General features: G+C 54.4%; 14 protein-coding genes. 4 read left to right on the top strand and 10 right to left on the bottom strand.

Annotation, left to right across the window (positions count from 1 at the left end):
• The first annotated feature begins 74 nt into the window (after positions 1-74).
• The 4 genes from ilvA to C5O23_RS06975 all read left to right on the top strand — a co-directional run bounded on the left by ilvA (position 75) and on the right by C5O23_RS06975 (position 4,516).
• Positions 75-1,277: a threonine ammonia-lyase gene (gene ilvA, locus C5O23_RS06990; RefSeq protein WP_107032231.1), complete on the top strand. Its 1,203-nt coding sequence runs from the start codon at positions 75-77 to the stop codon at positions 1,275-1,277.
• A 72-nt stretch (positions 1,278-1,349) separates the two neighbouring features.
• Positions 1,350-1,886 (top strand): SPOR domain-containing protein, encoded by a 537-nt coding sequence (locus C5O23_RS06985; RefSeq protein WP_107032230.1) that lies wholly within the window; start codon positions 1,350-1,352, stop codon positions 1,884-1,886.
• 68 nt (positions 1,887-1,954) lie between these two features.
• Positions 1,955-3,352, top strand: coding sequence for a type III secretion system chaperone family protein (locus C5O23_RS14400; RefSeq protein ID WP_107032229.1), 1,398 nt, complete (start codon positions 1,955-1,957; stop codon positions 3,350-3,352).
• An 84-nt stretch (positions 3,353-3,436) separates the two neighbouring features.
• Complete coding sequence (locus C5O23_RS06975) at positions 3,437-4,516, top strand: serine protease (RefSeq protein ID WP_107032228.1); 1,080 nt, start codon at positions 3,437-3,439, stop codon at positions 4,514-4,516.
• 120 nt (positions 4,517-4,636) lie between these two features.
• Here C5O23_RS06975 and C5O23_RS06970 read toward each other — a convergent pair whose 3' ends face one another.
• From C5O23_RS06970 to nusG, 10 genes are all read right to left on the bottom strand, one after another.
• A complete protein-coding gene (locus C5O23_RS06970; protein ID WP_107032227.1) occupies positions 4,637-6,235 on the bottom strand; it encodes a S41 family peptidase in 1,599 nt (532 codons plus the stop codon).
• A gap of 72 nt (positions 6,236-6,307) precedes the next feature.
• Positions 6,308-6,763 carry a pantetheine-phosphate adenylyltransferase gene (gene coaD, locus C5O23_RS06965; RefSeq protein ID WP_107032226.1) on the bottom strand — a complete coding sequence of 152 codons (456 nt, stop codon included), beginning with the start codon at positions 6,761-6,763 and terminating at the stop codon, positions 6,308-6,310.
• Between the two features lie 37 nt (positions 6,764-6,800).
• Positions 6,801-8,759, bottom strand: a complete 1,959-nt coding sequence (locus tag C5O23_RS06960; RefSeq protein ID WP_107032225.1) for a DNA topoisomerase IV subunit B — start codon at positions 8,757-8,759, stop codon at positions 6,801-6,803.
• A gap of 630 nt (positions 8,760-9,389) precedes the next feature.
• The gene (gene rpoC, locus C5O23_RS06955) at positions 9,390-13,712 is read right to left on the bottom strand and encodes a DNA-directed RNA polymerase subunit beta' (protein WP_107032224.1); all 4,323 of its coding nucleotides are present in this window, start codon (positions 13,710-13,712) and stop codon (positions 9,390-9,392) included.
• A 51-nt stretch (positions 13,713-13,763) separates the two neighbouring features.
• Positions 13,764-17,579, bottom strand: a complete 3,816-nt coding sequence (rpoB, locus tag C5O23_RS06950; protein WP_107032223.1) for a DNA-directed RNA polymerase subunit beta — start codon at positions 17,577-17,579, stop codon at positions 13,764-13,766.
• A 247-nt stretch (positions 17,580-17,826) separates the two neighbouring features.
• Complete coding sequence (gene rplL, locus C5O23_RS06945) at positions 17,827-18,201, bottom strand: 50S ribosomal protein L7/L12 (protein ID WP_107032222.1); 375 nt, start codon at positions 18,199-18,201, stop codon at positions 17,827-17,829.
• A gap of 82 nt (positions 18,202-18,283) precedes the next feature.
• On the bottom strand, positions 18,284-18,814 hold the full coding sequence (rplJ, locus tag C5O23_RS06940) for a 50S ribosomal protein L10 (RefSeq protein WP_107032221.1): 531 nt from the start codon (positions 18,812-18,814) through the stop codon (positions 18,284-18,286).
• Positions 18,815-18,836: 22 nt separating this feature from the next.
• Positions 18,837-19,532 (bottom strand): 50S ribosomal protein L1, encoded by a 696-nt coding sequence (rplA, locus tag C5O23_RS06935; protein ID WP_107032220.1) that lies wholly within the window; start codon positions 19,530-19,532, stop codon positions 18,837-18,839.
• Between the two features lie 12 nt (positions 19,533-19,544).
• Entirely contained in the window at positions 19,545-19,988 is a 444-nt protein-coding gene (gene rplK / locus C5O23_RS06930; RefSeq protein ID WP_107032219.1) for a 50S ribosomal protein L11, read from the bottom strand.
• 185 nt (positions 19,989-20,173) lie between these two features.
• Positions 20,174-20,725: a transcription termination/antitermination protein NusG gene (nusG, locus tag C5O23_RS06925; protein WP_107032218.1), complete on the bottom strand. Its 552-nt coding sequence runs from the start codon at positions 20,723-20,725 to the stop codon at positions 20,174-20,176.
• Positions 20,726-20,730 lie beyond the last annotated feature (5 nt).

The raw sequence follows: 20,730 nt of genomic DNA, 5'->3' as shown, positions 1-20,730 counted from the left end.
GCACAGAAATTTTATTTTGGAAGATAGTTCGGGATTTCATAAATTTGTGCTTATATAGTTTAAAAACATTCATCATGGCTGAAACACTTGAAATTTCCGAAATCTACCGCGCGGCCCAGGTGTTGCGCGACGTAGCACGTCATCCGCGCCTGATCGGGGTGCCGAATATCAATCCTGAGGCAGAAGTCTACCTCAAGCCTGAAAACCTCCAGCACACCGGAGCCTTCAAACTCCGCGGAGCCTACTACAAGATCTCCCAGCTGACCCCTGAGGAAAAAGCCCACGGCGTGATAGCCTGCTCGGCCGGCAACCATGCGCAGGGAGTGGCACTCGCGGCCACCCGCAACGGCATCAAGTCAATCATCTGCCTCCCCGCCGGAGCGCCGATCTCAAAGATCGAAGCCACAAAGCGTCTCGGCGCCGAAGTCTGCCTTGTGCCCGGAGTTTATGACGACGCCTATCAGAAAGCGCTCGAACTTCAGAAAGAACACAACTACACACTCATACATCCCTTCGACGACCTCAAGGTCATAGCAGGACAAGGCACCATCGGCCTCGAAATTCTTGAAGAGATGCCTGACGTGGAAGCCGTCATCGTGCCCATCGGCGGCGGCGGTCTGATAGCCGGCATAGCTTTCGCGCTCAAGCAGCTCAAACCCGACGTGAAAGTCTACGGAGTCCAGGCCGAAGGCGCTCCCTCGATGTACCGCTCGGTCAAGGCCGGCGAACGCGAGCGTCTTGACAAGGTGGCGACCATAGCCGACGGTATCGCCGTCAAGGAACCCGGAGTCAACACCTTTGACTTCTGCAGCAAATATGTCGACGAGATCGTGACCGTCAGCGAAGACGAGATCGCAGCCGCCATCCTTGCCCTGATCGAGCAGCAGAAGCTCGTTTCGGAAGGAGCAGGAGCCGTATCGGTGGCCGCAGCCATGTTCAACAAAGTCCCCATTCAAGGCAAGAAGACCGTCTGCGTGGTTTCCGGCGGCAATATCGACGTGACCATCCTCAACCGCGTCATCACCCGCGGCCTTGTCAAGAGCGGACGCAACTGCACCCTGACTCTCGACCTCACCGACCAGCCCGGACAGCTTTCAGGAGTCTGCCGTGTGCTCGGCGAAAACGGAGCCAACATCATCTCCGTCACCCACGAACGCAACTCTCACATGACATCCATCAACGGCTGTCTGATCCGCGTCGAAGTCGAGACCCGCAACAACGAACACATCGAGATCCTGCGCAAAGCCCTCTCCACCGCAGGCTACCACGTGGTCTGAACAATCGGTTCCGAATCCACCTTATACATATATAATATATAAGCTCATCCGTACAACACACTCACTGCCATTATGTATCGACGCTTCAATTTCATGCGGCTTCTGCCCGTTGCCGCTGCACTGACAGCCACTCTTCTGACCGTCAGCTGCAAGACCAGTGAAAGCAACTACCGTCAGGCCTATGAGACGGCGGTTGCCAAAAACCGTGAGGCTTCAGGGGTGGATTCGACAATCTATGCCCGCATACGCAACAGCGCGCAGACCTCTGATCTGATAGCCGGATCAGACACTCTGCCCATGCGCACAGAATATGTAGGCTATACGGAAAACGGAGGTGCCTCACGCGAGATGCTCAAGCGCTACAACGTGGTTGTCGGGCAGTTCAAACAAAAGTTCAACGCCCGCGAAATGCGTGCGCGCCTGCAAGCCAACGGCTATCCCGACGCATTCATAATCCACACCCGCGAACCGCTCTACTACGTCTGCACGGCCACCTGCCAGACCCCTCAGGAAGCCGCCACGGCTCTTGAAAAGGTGAAGACCGACAAGTCGATAGTGCTCCGCTCTCCCCTGCCCTTCATTCTCCGCCCGGCCCATCTGGCAAGATAACGGAGAACAGACCACACTCCCCTTTCAGAATCACAACTACATTCTCTATATCAGAAAACACTTGCAACATGAAACAGTCATTCCCATACATTCCGCCTGCCACTGACTCACAACAGGTCTACACAGACGGAGAGACAATGGACGAGGCTGTCGAGGCTTTTGAAAACCACGACTACCTCAAGTCACTGCAACTGCTGATCGATGCTCTCGACTGCGATTTCCGCGAACGCTACGGCAATCCGGAAGGCACTTCGTTCAGAATTCCCCACGGCTCGATAGTGGTCCGCATCAACATAACGCCAGAAACACTCCATATCTCGGCCGATTTCCTGCGTCTGCCCGAAAAGGGGCGCGTGGCCATGCTGCGCCAGATCGCGGAAATGAACATCAACAATCTCATGCTCGCCCGTTTCGTCAAGAGCGGCGACTATCTGAAGATGGAATACTCTTGCCCGCTGACTGACACTCATCCCCACAAGATCCACGCCATCATCCACAACATCTGCCTCATCGGCGACAAATATGACGATGAACTCTGCACCCGCTTCAATGCCGAGCGCTGCTACACTCCCAAAGTGACACCTTTCACTCCGGATGAAGTCGACACTGTCTATGACGCGCTCCATACCATCGGACAGCTTGCTCTCAATGCAGCCGCCGACTACAGTTCGCAGCGGCGCTACGTCTATGCCTGGACAATCTTAAGCGGTGCCATCCACCAGTTCACATTCATTGCCAACCCGCAGGGTCAGCTGATCAACGAAATCGAAAAGGCCATCGAGTCAATGAATGACGAGCGGCCGATCGAAGAACTTGTCTCCCGCGGCACATCGTTTCTCAAGAAACTCTTGTCGATGCCCAAGGAAAAACTGGCCGAAGACCTCTACACGGTCGAGATGATGGTGTCAATAAAGCCTAACGCACCACTCCAGAGTGTGCAGGATGATTTCGAGAGTCTCCACGAAGGTGTCACTGAAGCCATGCAGAAGAGAGACTATGACCAGGTGGCCGTGCGCATCTACTTCTCATTCTATCAGCTGCTCGCCGAAAGCAATATCTCTCTGCTGCTCGAATATCTCATCATCACCGCCCTGCGCGAGAGCGCAGGCCTGCCGCTTAAGGAGGCGGCTGAAATCCTGCTCAAAGCCCTTGACAAGATCATGGACGGCGACATCGAACCGGATGATGACGACGATGATGACGAGGACGAAGATGACGATTATGATGACGAGGACGAAGAAGATGACGACGATGACGACGATGAAGAAGATGAAGAAGAAGATCTCTCCGAGGCTCACGCCAACATCATGGCCGCACATCAGAAACTGGCCGAAGCCATGAGCGGCGAAGAAATCGTGGCGATCCAGCGTCAGATGGATGAAGCTCTGAAAGCCGGCAACATGACCGAATACATGCGTCTCGCCACCGAGCTCCAGATGCGTATGCTCAGCTCTCTCGGCTCATGAAATGTAGGCTGAAACGCCATGCTTCAACCAATTTTTTAGAGCTTGTTCTTAAACGACCTCTTAACCAATCATTCTCTACGCCTTATGAATCCTGAAATAAACAAACTGATATATAAAGTGACCCATGCCGATGGGTCAGGCAGCTGCTTCTACCTCCGGAAGCACGACATTTTCGTCACCAACTACCATGTAGTGGCCGGCTACCGCACAGTGGCCATCCATGACAATGACCGCAACCCATACGAAGCGCGAGTAGTGGCCGTCAATCCCGAACTCGACCTTGCTCTGCTGGCCGTCGACGCCGATTTCAGCCATCTTCCCGATTTCCCTCTCGCAGGAGACAATGATCCGGCCATCGGATCGAAAGTCCACGTTGCAGGCTATCCTTTCGGCATGCCTTTCACCATCACCGAAGGCTCTCTCTCTTCACCCCGCCAGCTGATGGACGGAAAATATTACATCCAGGTCGATGCCCCGGTCAATCCCGGCAACTCAGGAGGCCCGATTGTCAATGACAAGGGCGAAGTGATCGGTGTGACCGTCAGCAAATTCGCGACTTCATCGGCTGACAACATGGGTTTCGGCGTACGCATCGAGGCCTTGGCTCAGCTGCTTGACGCCATCGAGGATCTTGACCGCAGCGAGTTTCACGTGCAGTGCGACAGCTGCGATGAACTGATCAGCGGTGACGAAGAATACTGCCCCTCATGCGGCGCACATCTTGACGAAAGGGTGTTTGCCACCCACGAAATGTCGCCCCTTGGAGAGTTCTGCGAAAGCGCCATTGCCCGCATGGGCATCAATCCGGTGCTTGCCCGCAGCGGCCACAACGTGTGGGTGTTCCACCGAGGCAGTTCCGAAATCCGGCTTTTTGTCTATGACCGCAACTATCTCTTTGCCGTGTCGCCGATCAATCTTCTGCCAAAGAAGAATGTAGAGAAAGTGCTCGACTTCATGCTCGACACTGACTTCTATCCCTACAAGATGGGAGTTGACGGACGCCAGATCTATCTGTGCTACCGCATCCACCTCGCCGACCTCACCGAAGAGTCGCGTGAACGCATTCTCAACAACATTGTAGGTCTTGCCGAGAAAGCCGACGATCTTGACAATAAGCTTGTGGATGAATACGGCTGCGAGTTCTCGCTCTACTCCAAGGCCTGATCCCAATCCATAAACCTCCACGGGGGCTGTCAGAGGCTCCGCTCTATAGCAGCGAACGCTGTGCCCGTCTAAAAGGCACAGCGTTCGCTGTTTTTATCATTTACGTATGTCAGGCCCCGCTCACTCTTTCGGGGTCAGATAGGAGTTGTAGAGAGCGGGACTGTTGATGATCTCTACCGCGGCGGCAAACGTGGGGTCGAGCGGACTGACCACACGTGAGTAGACTGACTGGTCATAGAGGTCACGGCCTACGAGGCCTTTGACTATGGCGCGGAGCATCGGTTCGGAACGGCGGAACTGCGCTTCGTCATAGGTCACACCGTCAGCCGTACCGCGGTCTATGAGGCCCTGCATGATTTCAGGAGTGACGGTGAATCCGGCAATATAGCTCTCTTCTGTCGGATAGGCGCTCTTGATTTTAGAGCGGTTGGCATCTACATAATCGACAGTAAAATTATTGACCGCTCCTTTGGCTATAAGGTCACGGTAGTAGGTGGAATACATGGTGGTGTCAATAGGCACAAAGCGGTCAGGCATGATGCCTCCTCCACCATAGACGGGGCGTTTGAGCCGGCGGGTATGGAAGAGCAGCGAATCGGCGAAATGATGGATGCTGTCAGCATTGGTGAACTCTCCGGAGTTATAGCGGTTGATCATGTCGAGCTGATAGCTTTCGTCATCGCCGTCAACGTAGGGTTTCTGAATGCAGCGGCCTGATGGGGTGTGGTAGCGCGATACGGTCAGTCGCATCATCGAGCCGTCAGGGAAGGGGAAGGGACGCTGCACGAGGCCTTTGCCGAAGGTGCGGCGGCCCACTATCACGGCTCTGTCATTGTCCTGGAGCGCTCCTGAAAGGATCTCGCTGGCCGAGGCGGAATACTGGTTGACCATCACTACCACGCGCCCGGCAAGGAAGGAGCCGTTTTTCTGGGTGATATATTCGGCTGTGCCGTTTTTGGGTGACTCGGTGTAGACCACCAGATCGCCTCTGCGGAGAAACATGTCTGAGATATCAGTGGCCGGACGCATGTAGCCGCCGCCGTTGTCAGTGAGATCGAGTATCAGATGGCGCATGCCTTTTTTCTTGAGCTTGCCCATAGCTTCGGCCACTTCTTCGGCTGTGGCTTCAGCGAAACGGCTGACGCTGATGTAGCCCACGGAGTCGTTGATCATATAGGTGGCCTCGACGCTGTAGATGGGTATGTTGTCACGCTCCACACGGAATTCAAGCAGCTGCGGGTTGCCCTTGCGGAGCACCTTGAGGGCGGCTATTGTGCCCTTGGGTCCGCGGAGCACTTTCATGATGCCGTTGTTCTTCATCTTGACTCCCGAAATAACGGTGTCGTTGCATGAGATGATGCGGTCGCCGGGAAGTATGCCTACCTTTTCCGAGGGTCCGCCGGCCACTGACTCGATGACATAGAGAGTATCGTTGTTCATCTGGAAGCGGATTCCGATTCCGGAGAAGTTGCCGTCAAGCGGTTCGGTCAGCTCGCGGGTCTCTTCGGGCGAGGAGTAGGTGGAGTGCGGGTCAAGGGTCTTGAGCATGGCCACGATCGCTTCTGTGACCACCTTGGCGGTGTCGATGCGGTCTACATAGTATGACTCGATGATCTGCTCGGCATAGCGCAACTTGCGCTCAGGGGTAAACTCAATCTGCCCTACTGAGGTCAGGCAGACGGCAAGGAGGAGTATGGAGGAAAAAAACAGTTTTTTCATCAGTCGGTAAAATCAGTATATATGTGATGTTTGTTCTGTATTGAGATATCGCGCGCGTGTGTGCTGGTCCGGTCATGGCTTTCCGGGCCCTTCGGGCAGGAATTCGCTGACGTCACGGCCATAGGCCTGCAGTTCGCGGACCACCGAGGAGGATACGGCCGCGTATTCCGGAAGTGTGAACAGCAGCAAGGTCTCTATGCCTGAGATGCGCCGGTTGATGTCGGCGAGGTTGCGCTCATATTCGAAATCGGCAACCGAGCGGACTCCGCGCAGCATCCAGCGTGCTCCCTCGGCCTCGCAGGCATCGACGGTGAGACCGCTGTAGGCTATGACGGAGACTTTAGGCTCTGCGGCATAAAGGGCGCGGATGGCATCGAGACGCTCATGAGTCCGGGCCTCGCAGGCTTTCTGTGAATTGACTCCGATGGCTATCACTACGCGGTCGAAAAGCGGCAACACGCGCTCGACGAGCGACCGGTGGCCTACGGTGAACGGGTTGAACGAACCGGGAAACAGGATTGTATTCATCTTCTGAGTTGGTTACATTGACCGACGGTCTGAGGTGCTATCCGATCTGGGAGTCATCCTCAACAACAAGATTGTCAATGATAAAGTTCTGTCGTTCCATAGTGTTTTTGCCCATGTAGAATTCCAGCAGCTCGGCCACGGCATCTTCCTTGCGGAGGCTGACGCGGTCAAGACGGATGTCGGGCCCGATGAAGCCGCGGAATTCCTCCGGCGAGATTTCGCCGAGACCTTTGAATCGGGTGATCTCGGCATTGTCGCCGAGTTTCTCGATGGCGGCTATGCGCTCCTCGTCGGTGTAGCAGTAGTAGGTGTCGTCGCCGGCGGCTGAGCCTCCGCGGGCGCCGCGCTTGGTGGTCTTGTGGTTGCGCACACGGAAGAGAGGGGTCTGGAGCACGTAGAGATGGCCTTTCTTGATCATGTCAGGGAAGAACTGGAGGAAGAAGGTCATCAGCAGCAGGCGTATGTGCATGCCGTCGACGTCGGCATCGGTCGCGATGATCACATTGTTGTAGCGCAGACCGTCAATGCCCTCTTCGATGTTGAGTGCGGCCTGGAGGAGGTTGAACTCGTCGTTCTCATAGAGGATCTTTGCGGGAACGCCGTAGGAGTTCTTGGGTTTTCCGCGCAGCGAGAACACGGCCTGGGTCTCGACGTTGCGGATCTTGGTGATTGACCCGGCGGCCGAGTCACCCTCGGTGATGAAGATGGATGATGCGAGTTTCTTTTCCTCGTTTCCGCGGCTGTCGTTGAGATGCACCCGGCAGTCGAGCAGCTTCTTGTTGTTGAGATTAGCTTTCTTCTGCTTTTCGCGGGCCAGTTTGGTTATGCCGGCCATAGCCTTGCGGGCGCGTTCGCTCTCCTGGACTTTTTTCAGGATTATGTCGGCAACGTCGGTGTTGCGGTGGAGATAGTTGTCAAGTTCGGTCTTGATGAAGTCGCCGATGAATTTTGCCACGGTAGGCCCGTCGGGGCCCATGTCGCGGCTGCCGAGTTTGGTCTTTGTCTGCGATTCGAACAGCGGTTCCTCTACTTTGATGGAGATGGCGGCTATCATGCCGTTGCGTATGTCGGAGTAGTCGAAGTCGCGCTTGAAGTATTCTTTGAGTGTGCGTGACACCGATTCCTTGAAGGCTGCGAGATGGGTTCCGCCGTGAGTGGTGTGCTGGCCGTTGACAAACGAGTAGTATTCCTCGCCGCGCTGGTTGGCGTGGGTTATGGCCACTTCGATGTCGTCGCCCTTGAGATGGATGGGCGCGTAGAGCGGATCGGTGGTCATTGCGTCGCGCAGGAGGTCGAGCAGACCGTGACGCGAGATGTAGCGCTTGCCGTTGAACATCATGGCAAGGCCGGTGTTGAGGTATGTGTAGTTCTTGATCAGCGGCACTATGAACTCATCGCGGTAGGCATAGTCGCGGAATATGCTTGCGTCAGGAGTAAAGCGCACGAGTGTGCCGTTGGCTTCGGTGGTAGGCTCGATGTCGCTCTCCTCCACCTTGTCGCCGCAGCGGTAGAGCACGCTTTTCATCTGGCCGTCGCGCACGCTGCAGATGAAGAATTCGGTGGAGAGGGCGTTGACGGCCTTGATGCCGACGCCGTTGAGGCCTACGGATTTCTTGAAGGCCTTGGAGTCATATTTGCCGCCGGTGTTCATCTTGGATGATACGTCGACCAGTTTTCCGAGGGGCACACCGCGTCCGTAGTCGCGCACGGTGACGGTTCCGTCAGCTACATCGACTATGATCTGCTTTCCGAAGCCCATCATGTATTCGTCAATGGCGTTGTCGAGCACTTCTTTGATCAGCACGTAGATGCCGTCGTCAAAGTTCGATCCGTCGCCGAGTTTGCCGATATACATGCCGGGACGCCGGCGGATGTGCTCTTTCCAGTCAAGGGTCTTGATGTCGTCTTCATCATAGTCAGGGATAGGGGCTGGAGTGGCCCCGGCTGATTCCGGAGTCTCGATGTCATCGTGGATTAATTCGTCATTCTCGGTCATGGCACGTATCGGTTATGATAAGTAAGCACAAATTTACGAATTTTTCGCGGATTAAGCAATCATTTATTGCCAAGCTATTGTTAAGAGGGTGTTTCATAACAATAGTTAAAATCTGAGCGAAAGATTTGAGATGGATATGGCTCTGAATTGAAGGAGCATAGCGAGCTATGTGACTGAAATGAAGAGCCATAGCCACTCAAAGCTTTCGGAGGCGATTGTATTGCTTTTTTTGTAAATAGTATATTCCATTTGTGAAAATTTTTAAGTTACCTGAGCCTTGGTGTCTCTTTTGCTAAATTGTTGAAACTCGTCAGTCGCATAGCTCGCTATGCTTCTTCCTCCTTTGCAACAATTTATCTAAAAGATACACCACTCAGATTTTAACTCTTGTTATGAAACACCCTCTAAGACGGGACAGACCGGTGATGGCTCGGAGAGCCTATGTTTACGAAACCCTTGGGTCTGCGAGTGCCGAGGCGGCAGCGGAGGCCGAGCGATGCCTGAGATCCATGTGCGTGGACACAGATCCATCGGCCCTGGGGTGAGGATACAGTGAACCCCGCTTGTCCGGATTCGGGCAGGCGGGGTTCGGTGTTTTTATGGATGACCGGCTTTTTGGAGCCGTCAGGATCAGAGTTCGGTGTGGGCTACGTCGACTGCTTCGGGGGCTTCGTCGCGGGTGACTACGGGGATATCAAAGGCGTCTTCGATGTCATCCTTGCCACCTACCACGATGCGTTCGTAGGAGCGGAGACCGGTACCTGCGGGGATGAGGTGACCGCAGATGACGTTTTCCTTCATGCCCACGAGGTAGTCGACCTTGCCGTTGATAGCGGCTTCGTTGAGCACCTTGGTGGTTTCCTGGAATGATGCGGCCGACATGAACGATGATGTCTGCAGGGCGGCACGGGTGATACCTTGGAGGATCTGTTCGGAGGTGGCGGGCTGTGCATCGCGTACCTGGATTGGACGGAGGTCACGGCGCTTGAGCGATGAGTTTTCGTCGCGGAGCTTGCGTGCGGTGATGATCTGGCCGGGCTTGACGTTTTCGCTGTCGCCGGCGTCGGTGACAACTTTTTTGCCCCAGATGCGGTCGTTTTCGTCCATGAAGTCGCGCTTGTCGACCACCTGCTGTTCGAGGAAGTTGGTGTCGCCGGGATCGAGGATGTTGACTTTGCGCATCATCTGGCGTACGATGACTTCGAAGTGCTTGTCGTTGATCTTCACACCCTGCATACGGTAGACGTCCTGGACTTCATTGACGATGTATTCCTGAACGGCTGTCGGACCCATGATGTTGAGGATGTCGGCCGGTGTGGTGGCGCCGTCTGAGAGCGGTGTGCCTGCGCGCACATAGTCGTTTTCCTGAACGAGGATCTGTTTTGACAGGGGCACGAGATATTTTTTGGTCTCTCCGAGTTTGGAGGTGACGGAAATCTCGCGGTTGCCTCGCTTGACTTTTCCGAATTTGACTTCGCCGTCGATTTCAGATACGATGGCGGGGTTGGAGGGGTTACGGGCTTCGAAGAGTTCGGTCACGCGGGGGAGACCACCGGTGATGTCACCTGCAGAGCCTGCGGCGCGCGGGATCTTGACGAAGATTTCGCCGGGTTTGAGTTCGGCGTTTTCGTCGACCATGAGGTGGGCGCCCACGGGGAGTGCATAGGTGCGGAGGATCTGGCCGTTTGCGTCAACGATGTTGGCTTCAGGCACTTTGCCGCGTTCCTTGGACTCGATGATGATTTTTTCGCGGAGACCGGTCTGCTCGTCGGAGTCGACGCGATAGGTGACGTTTTCGGTGAGGTTGACGTATTGTACCTTACCACCTGCTTCGCTGACAATGACGGCGTTGAAGGGGTCCCATTCGCAGATCACATCGCCTTTCTTGACACGTGCGCCGTTATCGAAGAAGAGTTTCGCGCCGTAGGGGATGTTTGCGTTGGTGAGCATCATCTTTGTGGTGGGGTCGATGATGCGCATTTCTGCGAGTCGGCCGATAACCACATCGACCTTGCGTCCGCTGGCATCGACCTCTTCGGTCTGCACTGTGCGGAGTTCGTCGATTTCAAGGATGCCTTCGTAGCGCGAGGTGAGCGAGTTGACAGCGGCGATGTTCGAAGCGACACCACCGACGTGGAATGTACGGAGGGTGAGCTGTGTACCGGGCTCGCCGATTGACTGTGCGGCGATCACGCCGACAGCTTCGCCCATCTGGACCATGCGGTGTGTGGCGAGGTTGCGGCCGTAGCACTTGGCGCAGACACCCTTCTTTGATTCGCAGGTGAGCACCGAGCGGATCTCGACTGATTCGATGGGTGATTCGTTGATGCGGTCGGCTGCAAGGTCGTTGATCTCTTCTCCTGCGGCGACGATGAGTTCGCCGTTGGTGGGGTCGATAATGTCATGGACAGAGACGCGTCCGAGGATGCGTTCGCCGAGTGAAGCGACGACTTCGTCGTTGTTCTTGATCTCGGTGCAGACGAGTCCGCGGAGGGTTCCGCAGTCTTCTTCGTTGATGATGACGTCATGGGCCACGTCGACCAGACGGCGGGTAAGATAACCGGCGTCGGCTGTCTTGAGCGCGGTGTCGGCAAGACCCTTACGGGCACCGTGGGTCGAGATGAAGTATTCGAGCACCGAAAGGCCTTCCTTGAAGTTTGCAAGAATCGGGTTTTCGATGATCTGGCCTCCTTCGGCACCGCTCTTCTGGGGCTTGGCCATAAGGCCACGCATGCCGGAGAGCTGACGGATCTGGTCTTTAGAACCACGGGCGCCGGAGTCGAGCATCATGTAGACAGGGTTGAAGCCCTGCTTGTCGGCCGAGATCTGTTTCATGAGGGTGTCGGCCAGACGTGAGTTGACGTGTGTCCAGATGTCGATGATCTGGTTGTAGCGTTCGTTGTTGGTTATGAAGCCCATCGAGTAGTTGTTGAGGACTTCCTGCACCTGTTCGTAGCCCTCGCGCACATATTCTTCTTTTTCGGCAGGGATGAGTACGTCGCCGAGATTGAATGACAGACCGCCCTTGAATGCCATGTAGTAACCGAGGTTCTTGATGTCGTCAAGGAACTGTGCCGAGCGGGGAATACCGCAGTGTTTGATTACGCGCGAGATGATGGTACGCAGTGATTTCTTGGAGAGGATCTCATTGACGTAGCCGATTTCTTTGGGCACGTAGCGGTTGACGAGCACACGGCCTACGGAGGTATTCTCGACGAGGTGCTTGATGGGGTTGCCGAATTCGTCGATGTCTTCGACTACAACCGACACGGGTGCGTGGAGTGTCACGCGGCCTTCGTTGTAGGCGATTTCAGCTTCTTCGGGGCCGTAGAATTTGAGGCCTTCGCCCTTGTCGCCTTTGCGGAGCTTGGTGATGTAGTAGAGACCGAGCACCATGTCCTGCGAGGGCACGGTGATAGGTGCGCCGTTGGCGGGGTTGAGGATGTTGTGAGATCCGAGCATGAGGAGCTGGGCTTCGAGGATGGCTTCGTTGCCCAAAGGAAGGTGGACTGCCATCTGGTCACCGTCGAAGTCGGCGTTGAATGCCGTACATGCGAGGGGGTGGAGCTGGATTGCCTTGCCTTCGATCATTTTGGGCTGGAAGGCCTGGATGCCGAGACGGTGGAGGGTCGGGGCTCGGTTGAGGAGCACGGGGTGGCCCTTCATTACGTATTCAAGGATGTCCCAGACGACTGGTTCCTTGCGGTCGACGATCTTCTTGGCAGACTTGACGGTCTTGACGATGCCGCGCTCGATGAGCTTGCGGATGACGAAGGGCTTGTAGAGTTCGGCAGCCATGTTTTTGGGGATACCGCACTCGTGCATCTTCAGTTCGGGACCTACGACGATAACCGAACGGGCCGAGTAGTCGACACGCTTACCGAGGAGGTTCTGACGGAAGCGGCCCTGCTTGCCCTTGAGCGAGTCGGAGAGCGATTTGAGGGGACGGTTGGCTTCGGTCTTTACGGCTGAGGATTTGCGTGAGTTGTCAAGCAGTGAGTCGACGGCTTCCTGGAGCATACGCTTTTCGTTGCGGAGGATGACGTCAGGGGCTTTGATCTCTATGAGGCGTTTCAGACGGTTGTTGCGGATGATGACGCGACGATAGAGGTCGTTGAGGTCTGAAGTGGCGAAGCGGCCGCCGTCCAGAGGCACGAGCGGACGGAGTTCAGGCGGGATAACGGGGACTGCCTGGAGGATCATCCATTCGGGACGGTTGCGTTCACGCGATGCGCGGAACGATTCAACCACCTGGAGGCGCTTGAGGGCTTCGGTCTTGCGCTGCTGCGATCCTTCGGAGTTGGCCTGGTCGCGCAGGGCGTAGGAGAGGTCGTCGAGGTTGATGTCTTTGAGAAGATCGTAGATTGCCTCGGCGCCCATTTTGGCAACGAACTTGTTGGGGTCGGTGTCGTCAAGGAGCTGGTTTTCGCGGGGGAGACGGTCGATGATCTCAAAGTATTCTTCCTCGGAGAGGAGGTCGAGACGCTGTATGGGTTTCTCTCCTTCGGCTGCAACGCCGGGGTTTATGACCACGTAGCGTTCGTAGTAGATGACTGCATCGAGTTTCTTCGAGGGAAGACCCAGGAGGTAGCCGATCTTATTGGGGAGTGAGCGGAAATACCAGATGTGGGCCACGGGAACCACAAGTTTGATGTGGCCCATGCGCTCGCGACGTACTTTCTTTTCGGTCACTTCAACACCACATCGGTCGCAGACAATGCCTTTGTAGCGGATGCGCTTGTACTTGCCGCAATGGCATTCGAAGTCCTTGACGGGACCGAAAATGCGCTCGCAGAAGAGGCCGTCGCGCTCAGGCTTGTAGGTGCGGTAGTTGATTGTTTCAGGTTTTAACACCTCGCCGCTCGACTTCTCAAGAATCTCCTCAGGCGATGCGAGCCCGATGGAGATTTTTGAGAAACTGTTTTTTTGCTTATTGTCTTTTCTAAAAGCCATATATATAATATGAGAACAATGTTAAAATTAAGGATGTCGCCGTGGCTGACATTACTGCTCAAGGTTGATGCTGAGACCGAGACCGCGGAGTTCGTGGAGAAGCACGTTGAGTGATTCGGGAATTCCGGCCGGCGGCATTGCCTCGCCCTTGACGATGGCCTCGTAGGTCTTCGAGCGGCCTGTGACGTCGTCAGACTTGACAGTGATGATCTCCTGGAGGATGTGGGCGGCGCCGAATGCTTCGAGCGCCCAGACTTCCATCTCACCGAAACGCTGACCACCGAACTGGGCTTTACCGCCGAGAGGCTGCTGGGTGATGAGTGAGTACGGGCCGATGGAGCGTGCGTGCATCTTGTCTTCAACCATGTGGCCGAGCTTAAGCATGTAGATCACGCCTACGGTTGCGGGCTGGTCGAAGCGTTCGCCTGTACCGCCGTCGTAGAGGTAGGTCTTGCCGTAGCGTGGTATGCCGGCTTTGTCGGTCCACTCGTTGAGGTCTTCGAGGGTTGCGCCGTCGAAGATGGGGGTTGCGAATTTCTCGCCGAGTTCGCGGCCTGCCCATCCGAGCACTGTCTCGAAGATCTGGCCGAGGTTCATACGCGAGGGCACACCCAGCGGGTTGAGGACGATGTCGACCGGAGTACCGTCGGCGAGGAAGGGCATGTCTTCCTGACGCACGATGCGCGAAACGATACCCTTGTTGCCGTGACGGCCTGCCATCTTGTCACCGACGCTGATCTTACGCTTCTTGGCGATGTAGACCTTGGCAAGTTTCATGATGCCTGAGGGAAGTTCGTCGCCAATGGAGATGTCGAACTTCTTGCGGCGGAGTTCGGCGTCGATCTCCTTTGATTTGCGCAGGTAGTTGACGATTGTGGCGCGGATCATGTCGTTCTTGTGAGCGTCGGCTGTCCACTTTGAGAGATTGATGGTGTCGTAGTCGATCTCACGGAGTGTTCCGGCTGAGAATTTGGCTCCCTTGGGGATGATGTCTGTGCCGAGGAAATCTTTCACGCCCTGCGATGTCTTGCCGTTGGTAAGGGTCATCAGCTTTTCAACAAGGAGGTCCTTGAGGGCGTTGAGACGGTCTTCATATTCTTCGTCGAGCTTGGGCAGCACTGCGCTTGCGCTCTTCTTGGTTTTCTTCTTTTCGGCTTTCTGGAAGAGGTGGGTTCCGATGACCACGCCTTTGAGCGATGGCGATGCCTTGAGCGATGCGTCTTTGACGTCGCCGGCTTTGTCGCCGAAAATGGCGCGGAGGAGTTTTTCTTCCGGAGTGGGATCGCTTTCGCCCTTGGGTGTGATCTTACCGATCATGATGTCGCCGGGGACGATGTGGGCGCCCACGCGGATGATGCCGCGCTCGTCGAGGTCTTTGGTGGCGTCTTCAGAGACGTTGGGGATGTCAGAGGTGAGCTCTTCCATACCGCGCTTGGTCTCGCGGACTTCGAGGGTGTATTCGTCGACGTGGACAGAGGTGAGGATGTCTTCGCGCACCACTCGTTCGTTGAGCACGATAGCGTCCTCATAGTTGTAGCCCTTCCAGGGCATGAAGGCTACCTTGAGGTTGCGTCCGAGTGCGAGTTCGCCTTTTTCGGTCGAGTAGCCTTCGGTGAGGATGTCGCCTTTCTTGACGCGCTGGCCCTTGTTGCAGATGGGACGGAGGTCGATGGTTGTGCTCTGGTTGGTCTTGCGGAATTTGGGGAGGTGGTATTCCTTGACGCTGTCTTCGAATGATACGAATTCTTCGTCTTCGGTGCGGTCATAGCGGATGCGGATGACGGTTGCGTCGACAAATTCGATTGTGCCTTCGCGTTCGGCCATGATCTGGGTGCGGCTGTCGCGGATGAGCTGGCCTTCGATGCCGGTGCCGACAATCGGAGACTCGCTGCGGAGCAGGGGCACGGCCTGGCGCATCATGTTCGATCCCATGAGGGCACGGTTTGCGTCGTCGTGTTCAAGGAAGGGGATGAGCGATGCGGCGATCGAGGCGATCTGCGTTGGCGATACGTCCATAAGCTCTACCTGGTCAGGAGCGACGATAGGGAAGTCGGCGTCCATACGGGCTTTGACTCGATCGTTGATGAAGCCGCCGTTGTCGTTGACCGGCGCATTGCCCTGGGCTATGATTTTGCCTTCTTCGATTTCGGCTGTGAGATAGACAACTTCGTCGTTCTTGAGGTTGACCACACCGTCTTTCACTTCGCGGTAGGGGGTCTCGATGAAGCCGAGGTCGTTGATCTTGGCGTAGACACAGAGCGAGGAGATAAGACCGATGTTCGGGCCTTCAGGGGTTTCGATCGGGCAGAGACGTCCGTAGTGGGTATAGTGTACGTCTCGGACCTCGAAGCCTGCGCGCTCGCGCGAGAGACCGCCGGGGCCGAGGGCCGACATACGGCGCTTGTGGGTGATTTCGGCCAGCGGGTTGGTCTGGTCCATGAACTGCGAGAGGGCGTTGGTGCCGAAGAATGTGTTGATGACGCTCGAAATGGTCTTGGCGTTGATGAGGTCAATCGGGGTGAAGACTTCGTTGTCACGCACATTCATGCGTTCGCGGATGGTGCGCGACATGCGGGCGAGGCCTACGTTGAACTGGTTGTAAAGCTGTTCGCCTACGGTGCGCACACGGCGGTTGCTCAGGTGGTCGATATCATCGACATCGGTCTTCGAGTTGATGAGCTCGATCAGATATTTGATGATGGCGATGATGTCTTCCTTTGTGAGCACCTTGACATCCATCGAGGTTGTGAGGCCGAGTTTCTTGTTGATACGGTAGCGGCCTACTTCGCCGAGGTCATAGCGCTTTTCAGAGAAGAAAAGGTTGGTGATGACTTCGCGCGCGCTTGCATCGTCCGGCGGCTCGGCGTTGCGGAGCTGTCGGTAGATGTACTGGATAGCTTCTTTCTCGGAGTTGGATGTATCTTTCTGGAGTGTGTTGAATATGATGGAGTAGTCGGAGGTGTTGGCGTCTTCCTTGTGGAGGAGTACGGTCTGCACGCCCGAATCGAGGATTTCCTGGATGTTCTCTTCTTCAAGGACAGTCTCGCGGTCGAGGATGACGTCGTTACGCTCGATCGACACAACTTCACCGGTATCTTCGTCAACGAAGTCTTCAACCCAGGTCTTGAGCACACGAGCGGCGAGTTTGCGGCCTACGGCTTTCTTTAGGTTTGTCTTGTTGACCTTGATTTCCTCGGCAAGTCCGAAGATTTCAATGATGTCCTTGTCACTTTCAAGGCCTATGGCACGCAGAAGAGTGGTCACGGGGAGTTTCTTCTTGCGGTCGATGTAGGCATACATGACGTTGTTGATGTCAGTGGCAAACTCGATCCAGCTTCCGCGGAAGGGGATGATACGGGCGCTGTAGAGCTTGGTTCCGTTGGCGTGGGTGCTCTGTCCGAAGAACACGCCGGGCGAACGGTGAAGCTGCGACACGACAACGCGCTCGGCTCCGTTGATGACAAAGGTGCCCTTATCAGTCATGTAGGGGATGGGGCCGAGGTAGACGTCCTGAATCACAGTAGCGAAGTCCTCGTGGTCAGGGTCAGTACAGTAGAGTTTGAGCTTGGCCTTGAGGGGAACGCTGTAGGTCAGACCGCGTTCAAGACATTCGTCGATTGTGTAACGCGGAGGATCGATGTAATAGTCAAGGAACTCAAGCACAAAGTTGTTGCGGGTGTCTGCGATGGGGAAGTTTTCGGCAAACACCTTGAAGAGTCCCTCGTTTTTTCTTTTTTCCGGGGGAGTGTCGAGCTGAAGGAAGTCCTGGAACGACTTCAGCTGCACCTCCAGAAAGTCGGGATAAGGGAGAGGATTTTTAACCGACGCGAAATTTACGCGGGGTTTTGCTAAAGTGATATCTGACATCTAAAAAGAAGGATAATGAATTAAGATTTTTTAACTCCAAAAATTCGATGTGAAGAAGAGAATCAGAAGGGTTTGTAGCCTAAAAGACTAAAAATAGGGCAATTTGCCATGCTCGGCAGGGCAAATTTTTATTTTTAAATATAAATAATTATGATTTTTTATCTAAACCCGTCTATTGTAACGCAAATAGGTTAAGAAACTCCCTGACGGGAGAATCTTAACCCATTATAGCTTAAAAGGAGTATGCTTATTTGAGCTCAACTTCAGCACCTGCTTCTTCGAGCTGCTTCTTGAGGCCTTCAGCATCAGCCTTAGCCATGCCTTCCTTAACTACTGAGGGAGCACCGTCAACCATTTCCTTGGCTTCCTTGAGGCCAAGACCGGTGAGTTCCTTCACGAGCTTAACGACAGCGAGCTTAGAAGCACCGGCTGATTTGAGAACTACGTCGAAAGAAGACTTTTCTTCTTCAGCAGCAGCACCAGCAGCGGGGCCGGCAGCAACAGCAACAGCAGCAGCTGCGGGTTCGATGCCATAAGTTTCCTTGAGGATCTGAGCAAGTTCGTTTACTTCCTTAACGGTGAGGTTAACAAGTTGTTCTGCAAAAGCATTAAGATCTGCCATGATTTTATAGTTTTATTTGTTGTTTTTTTAATTTAATAGAATTGAGGTTGAGCAGAGAGGCTTGGAGAATGGAGCTTGGCGCTTAGGCCTCCTTCTTCGAAAGAGTTTCGAGGATGCCGTGAAGTTTGCTGCCACCAGAAGTAAGGGCAGAGATAACGTTCTTGGCGGGAGACTGGAGAAGAGCGACAACGTCGGCGATGAGCTCGTTTTTGCTCTTGATTGCGCAGAGAGCGTCGAGCTGATCCTCGCCCATGTAGATAGTCTCTTCAACGTAAGCAGCCTTGAGGCGGGGAAGGACGGCGTCCTTGTCGGCCTTGCGGATATCCTTGATCAGCTTTGCGGGAGCGTTCCCTACGTTGGCAAGCATCAGCGAAGTTGATCCGTGGAGTGCTCCGTAGAGTTCAGAGTAATCGCCTTCAAGTGATTCGAGCGCCTTATGAAGAAGGGTGTTCTTCACAACCATGAGCTTCACGTCGGCCTTGTTGCATTCGCGGCGTAGGGCTGTGGTCTTTTCGGCGTCGAGGCCGGCGGTTTCAGTGAGGTAGAAGCAGCTATACTCCTGGATAGTTTTAGCTATGTTCTCAATAGCAATGATTTTATCTTCCTTTTTCATTTTGTACAGTCAGCTTAAGAAGTTATTCGTCGATCGACTTGGGGTCAATCTTGATACCCGGACTCATTGTGCTCGAAAGATAAATGCTCTTGATGTAGGTACCCTTTGCAGCAGCAGGCTTGAGTTTGATCAAGGTGTTGATGAATTCACGCACGTTGTCAGCAGCGGCGGCAGCTTCGAAAGAGACTTTGCCGACTGACGAGTGAACGATACCGTTCTTGTCAACCTTGAAGTCGATCTTACCCTTCTTCACTTCTTCAACAGCCTTAGCGACATCGTTGGTCACAGTACCGCTCTTGGGGTTCGGCATGAGGCCACGGGGACCGAGAACACGGCCGAGGGCACCGATCTTACCCATGATAGCGGGCTGAGTGATGATCACGTCGACATCGGTCCAGCCACCTTTGATTTTATCAATGTATTCGTCAAGACCTACATAGTCTGCGCCGGCAGCCTTGGCGGCAGCTTCAGCGTCTGAGTTGCAGAGCACGAGAACGCGCACCTGCTTTCCGGTTCCGTGGGGAAGTGTCACAACGCCACGTACCATCTGGTTAGCCTTACGGGGATCGACACCAAGGCGAACATCCACGTCAAGAGAAGCGTCAAATTTGGTGAAAGTGATTTCTTTCACGAGGCTCACTGCTTCAGCAAGTGTGTAAACCTTTCCGGCTTCAACCTTTTCCTGGGCAATCTTTTGATTTTTCGTCAGTTTACTCATGTCAATTGAAGTTTAGAGGTTTTCGGGGAATGTTCCTTTCACGGTGATACCCATGCTTCTGGCTGTTCCGGCAACCATACGCATTGCCGAAGCTACGTTGAAACAGTTCAAATCGGGCATTTTGTCCTCGGCAATCGCCTTAACCTGTTCCCAGGTGATTTCTGCGACTTTCTTACGGTTAGGCTGAGCGGAACCGCTTTTGAGCTTTGTAGCCTCAAGGAGCTGGATAGCTACCGGAGGAGTCTTGACAACGAAGTCGAAGCTCTTGTCGGAGTAATAGGTGATTACTACAGGAAGTACCTTACCGGCCTTGTCCTGGGTGCGGGCATTAAACTGCTTGCAAAACTCCATGATGTTGATACCCTTGGAACCAAGAGCAGGACCAACTGGAGGTGAAGGATTTGCGGCTCCTCCTTTGATTTGCAATTTGATCTGTCCAGCAATTTCTTTAGCCATGATAAATCTAAATTTTGTTAATGATTCGGTTAAAACGATGACGTCTGTTCTTTCACCAAGATATCTCTCCGGCGTCTTTCGTAACCAAGTGCCGGAGAGCCATCATTGAATTCAGGCTCGGAAACTGCGTCATCTCCCGTGGCGCGGCCAACGGCTTTGCAGCGATTGACAGCGCCGCGCGATGTTTATTCACGCTCTACCTGCGAATTTTCGAGTTCCAACGGAGTTTTACGTCCGAAGATCTTGACCATAACCTTGAGTTTCTTTCTCTCGCGGTTGACTTCCTCGATGGTTCCGGAGAAACCGCTGAAAGGACCGAATGTCACTTTCACAGTCTCGCCCACCATGTAGTCGTTTCCTTCGTCGGTCGGGTCAATCATTTCATCGGCCGTTCCCATCATTCTGAGCACTTCGCTTTCACGAAGGGCTTCGGGGGCGGCGTTCTTGCCACGTCCACGCAGGAAATCAATCACATTAGTGGTGTTACGGAGTTCATACAGGACCTCACCGGTGAGGATACACTCCACAAAGACATAGCCGGAGTAAAGGTTTTTCTCCTTCACTACCTTCTTGCCGTTGCGGACGGACATAACCTTTTCGGTAGGAATCAAGACCTGAAAAACATAATTGCCGAGGCCGGTGTTGCGGATGGCTCCATCCAGAACTTCTTTGACCTTAGCTTCCTTGCCTGAGATAGCGCGAAGCACATACCAGGCTTTTTTCAATTCTTCCGCCATTGATT

This window comes from Duncaniella muris (genome assembly GCF_003024805.1).
Lineage (GTDB): Bacteria > Bacteroidota > Bacteroidia > Bacteroidales > Muribaculaceae > Duncaniella > Duncaniella muris.
This window is presented reverse-complemented; position numbering and strand designations above follow the sequence as displayed.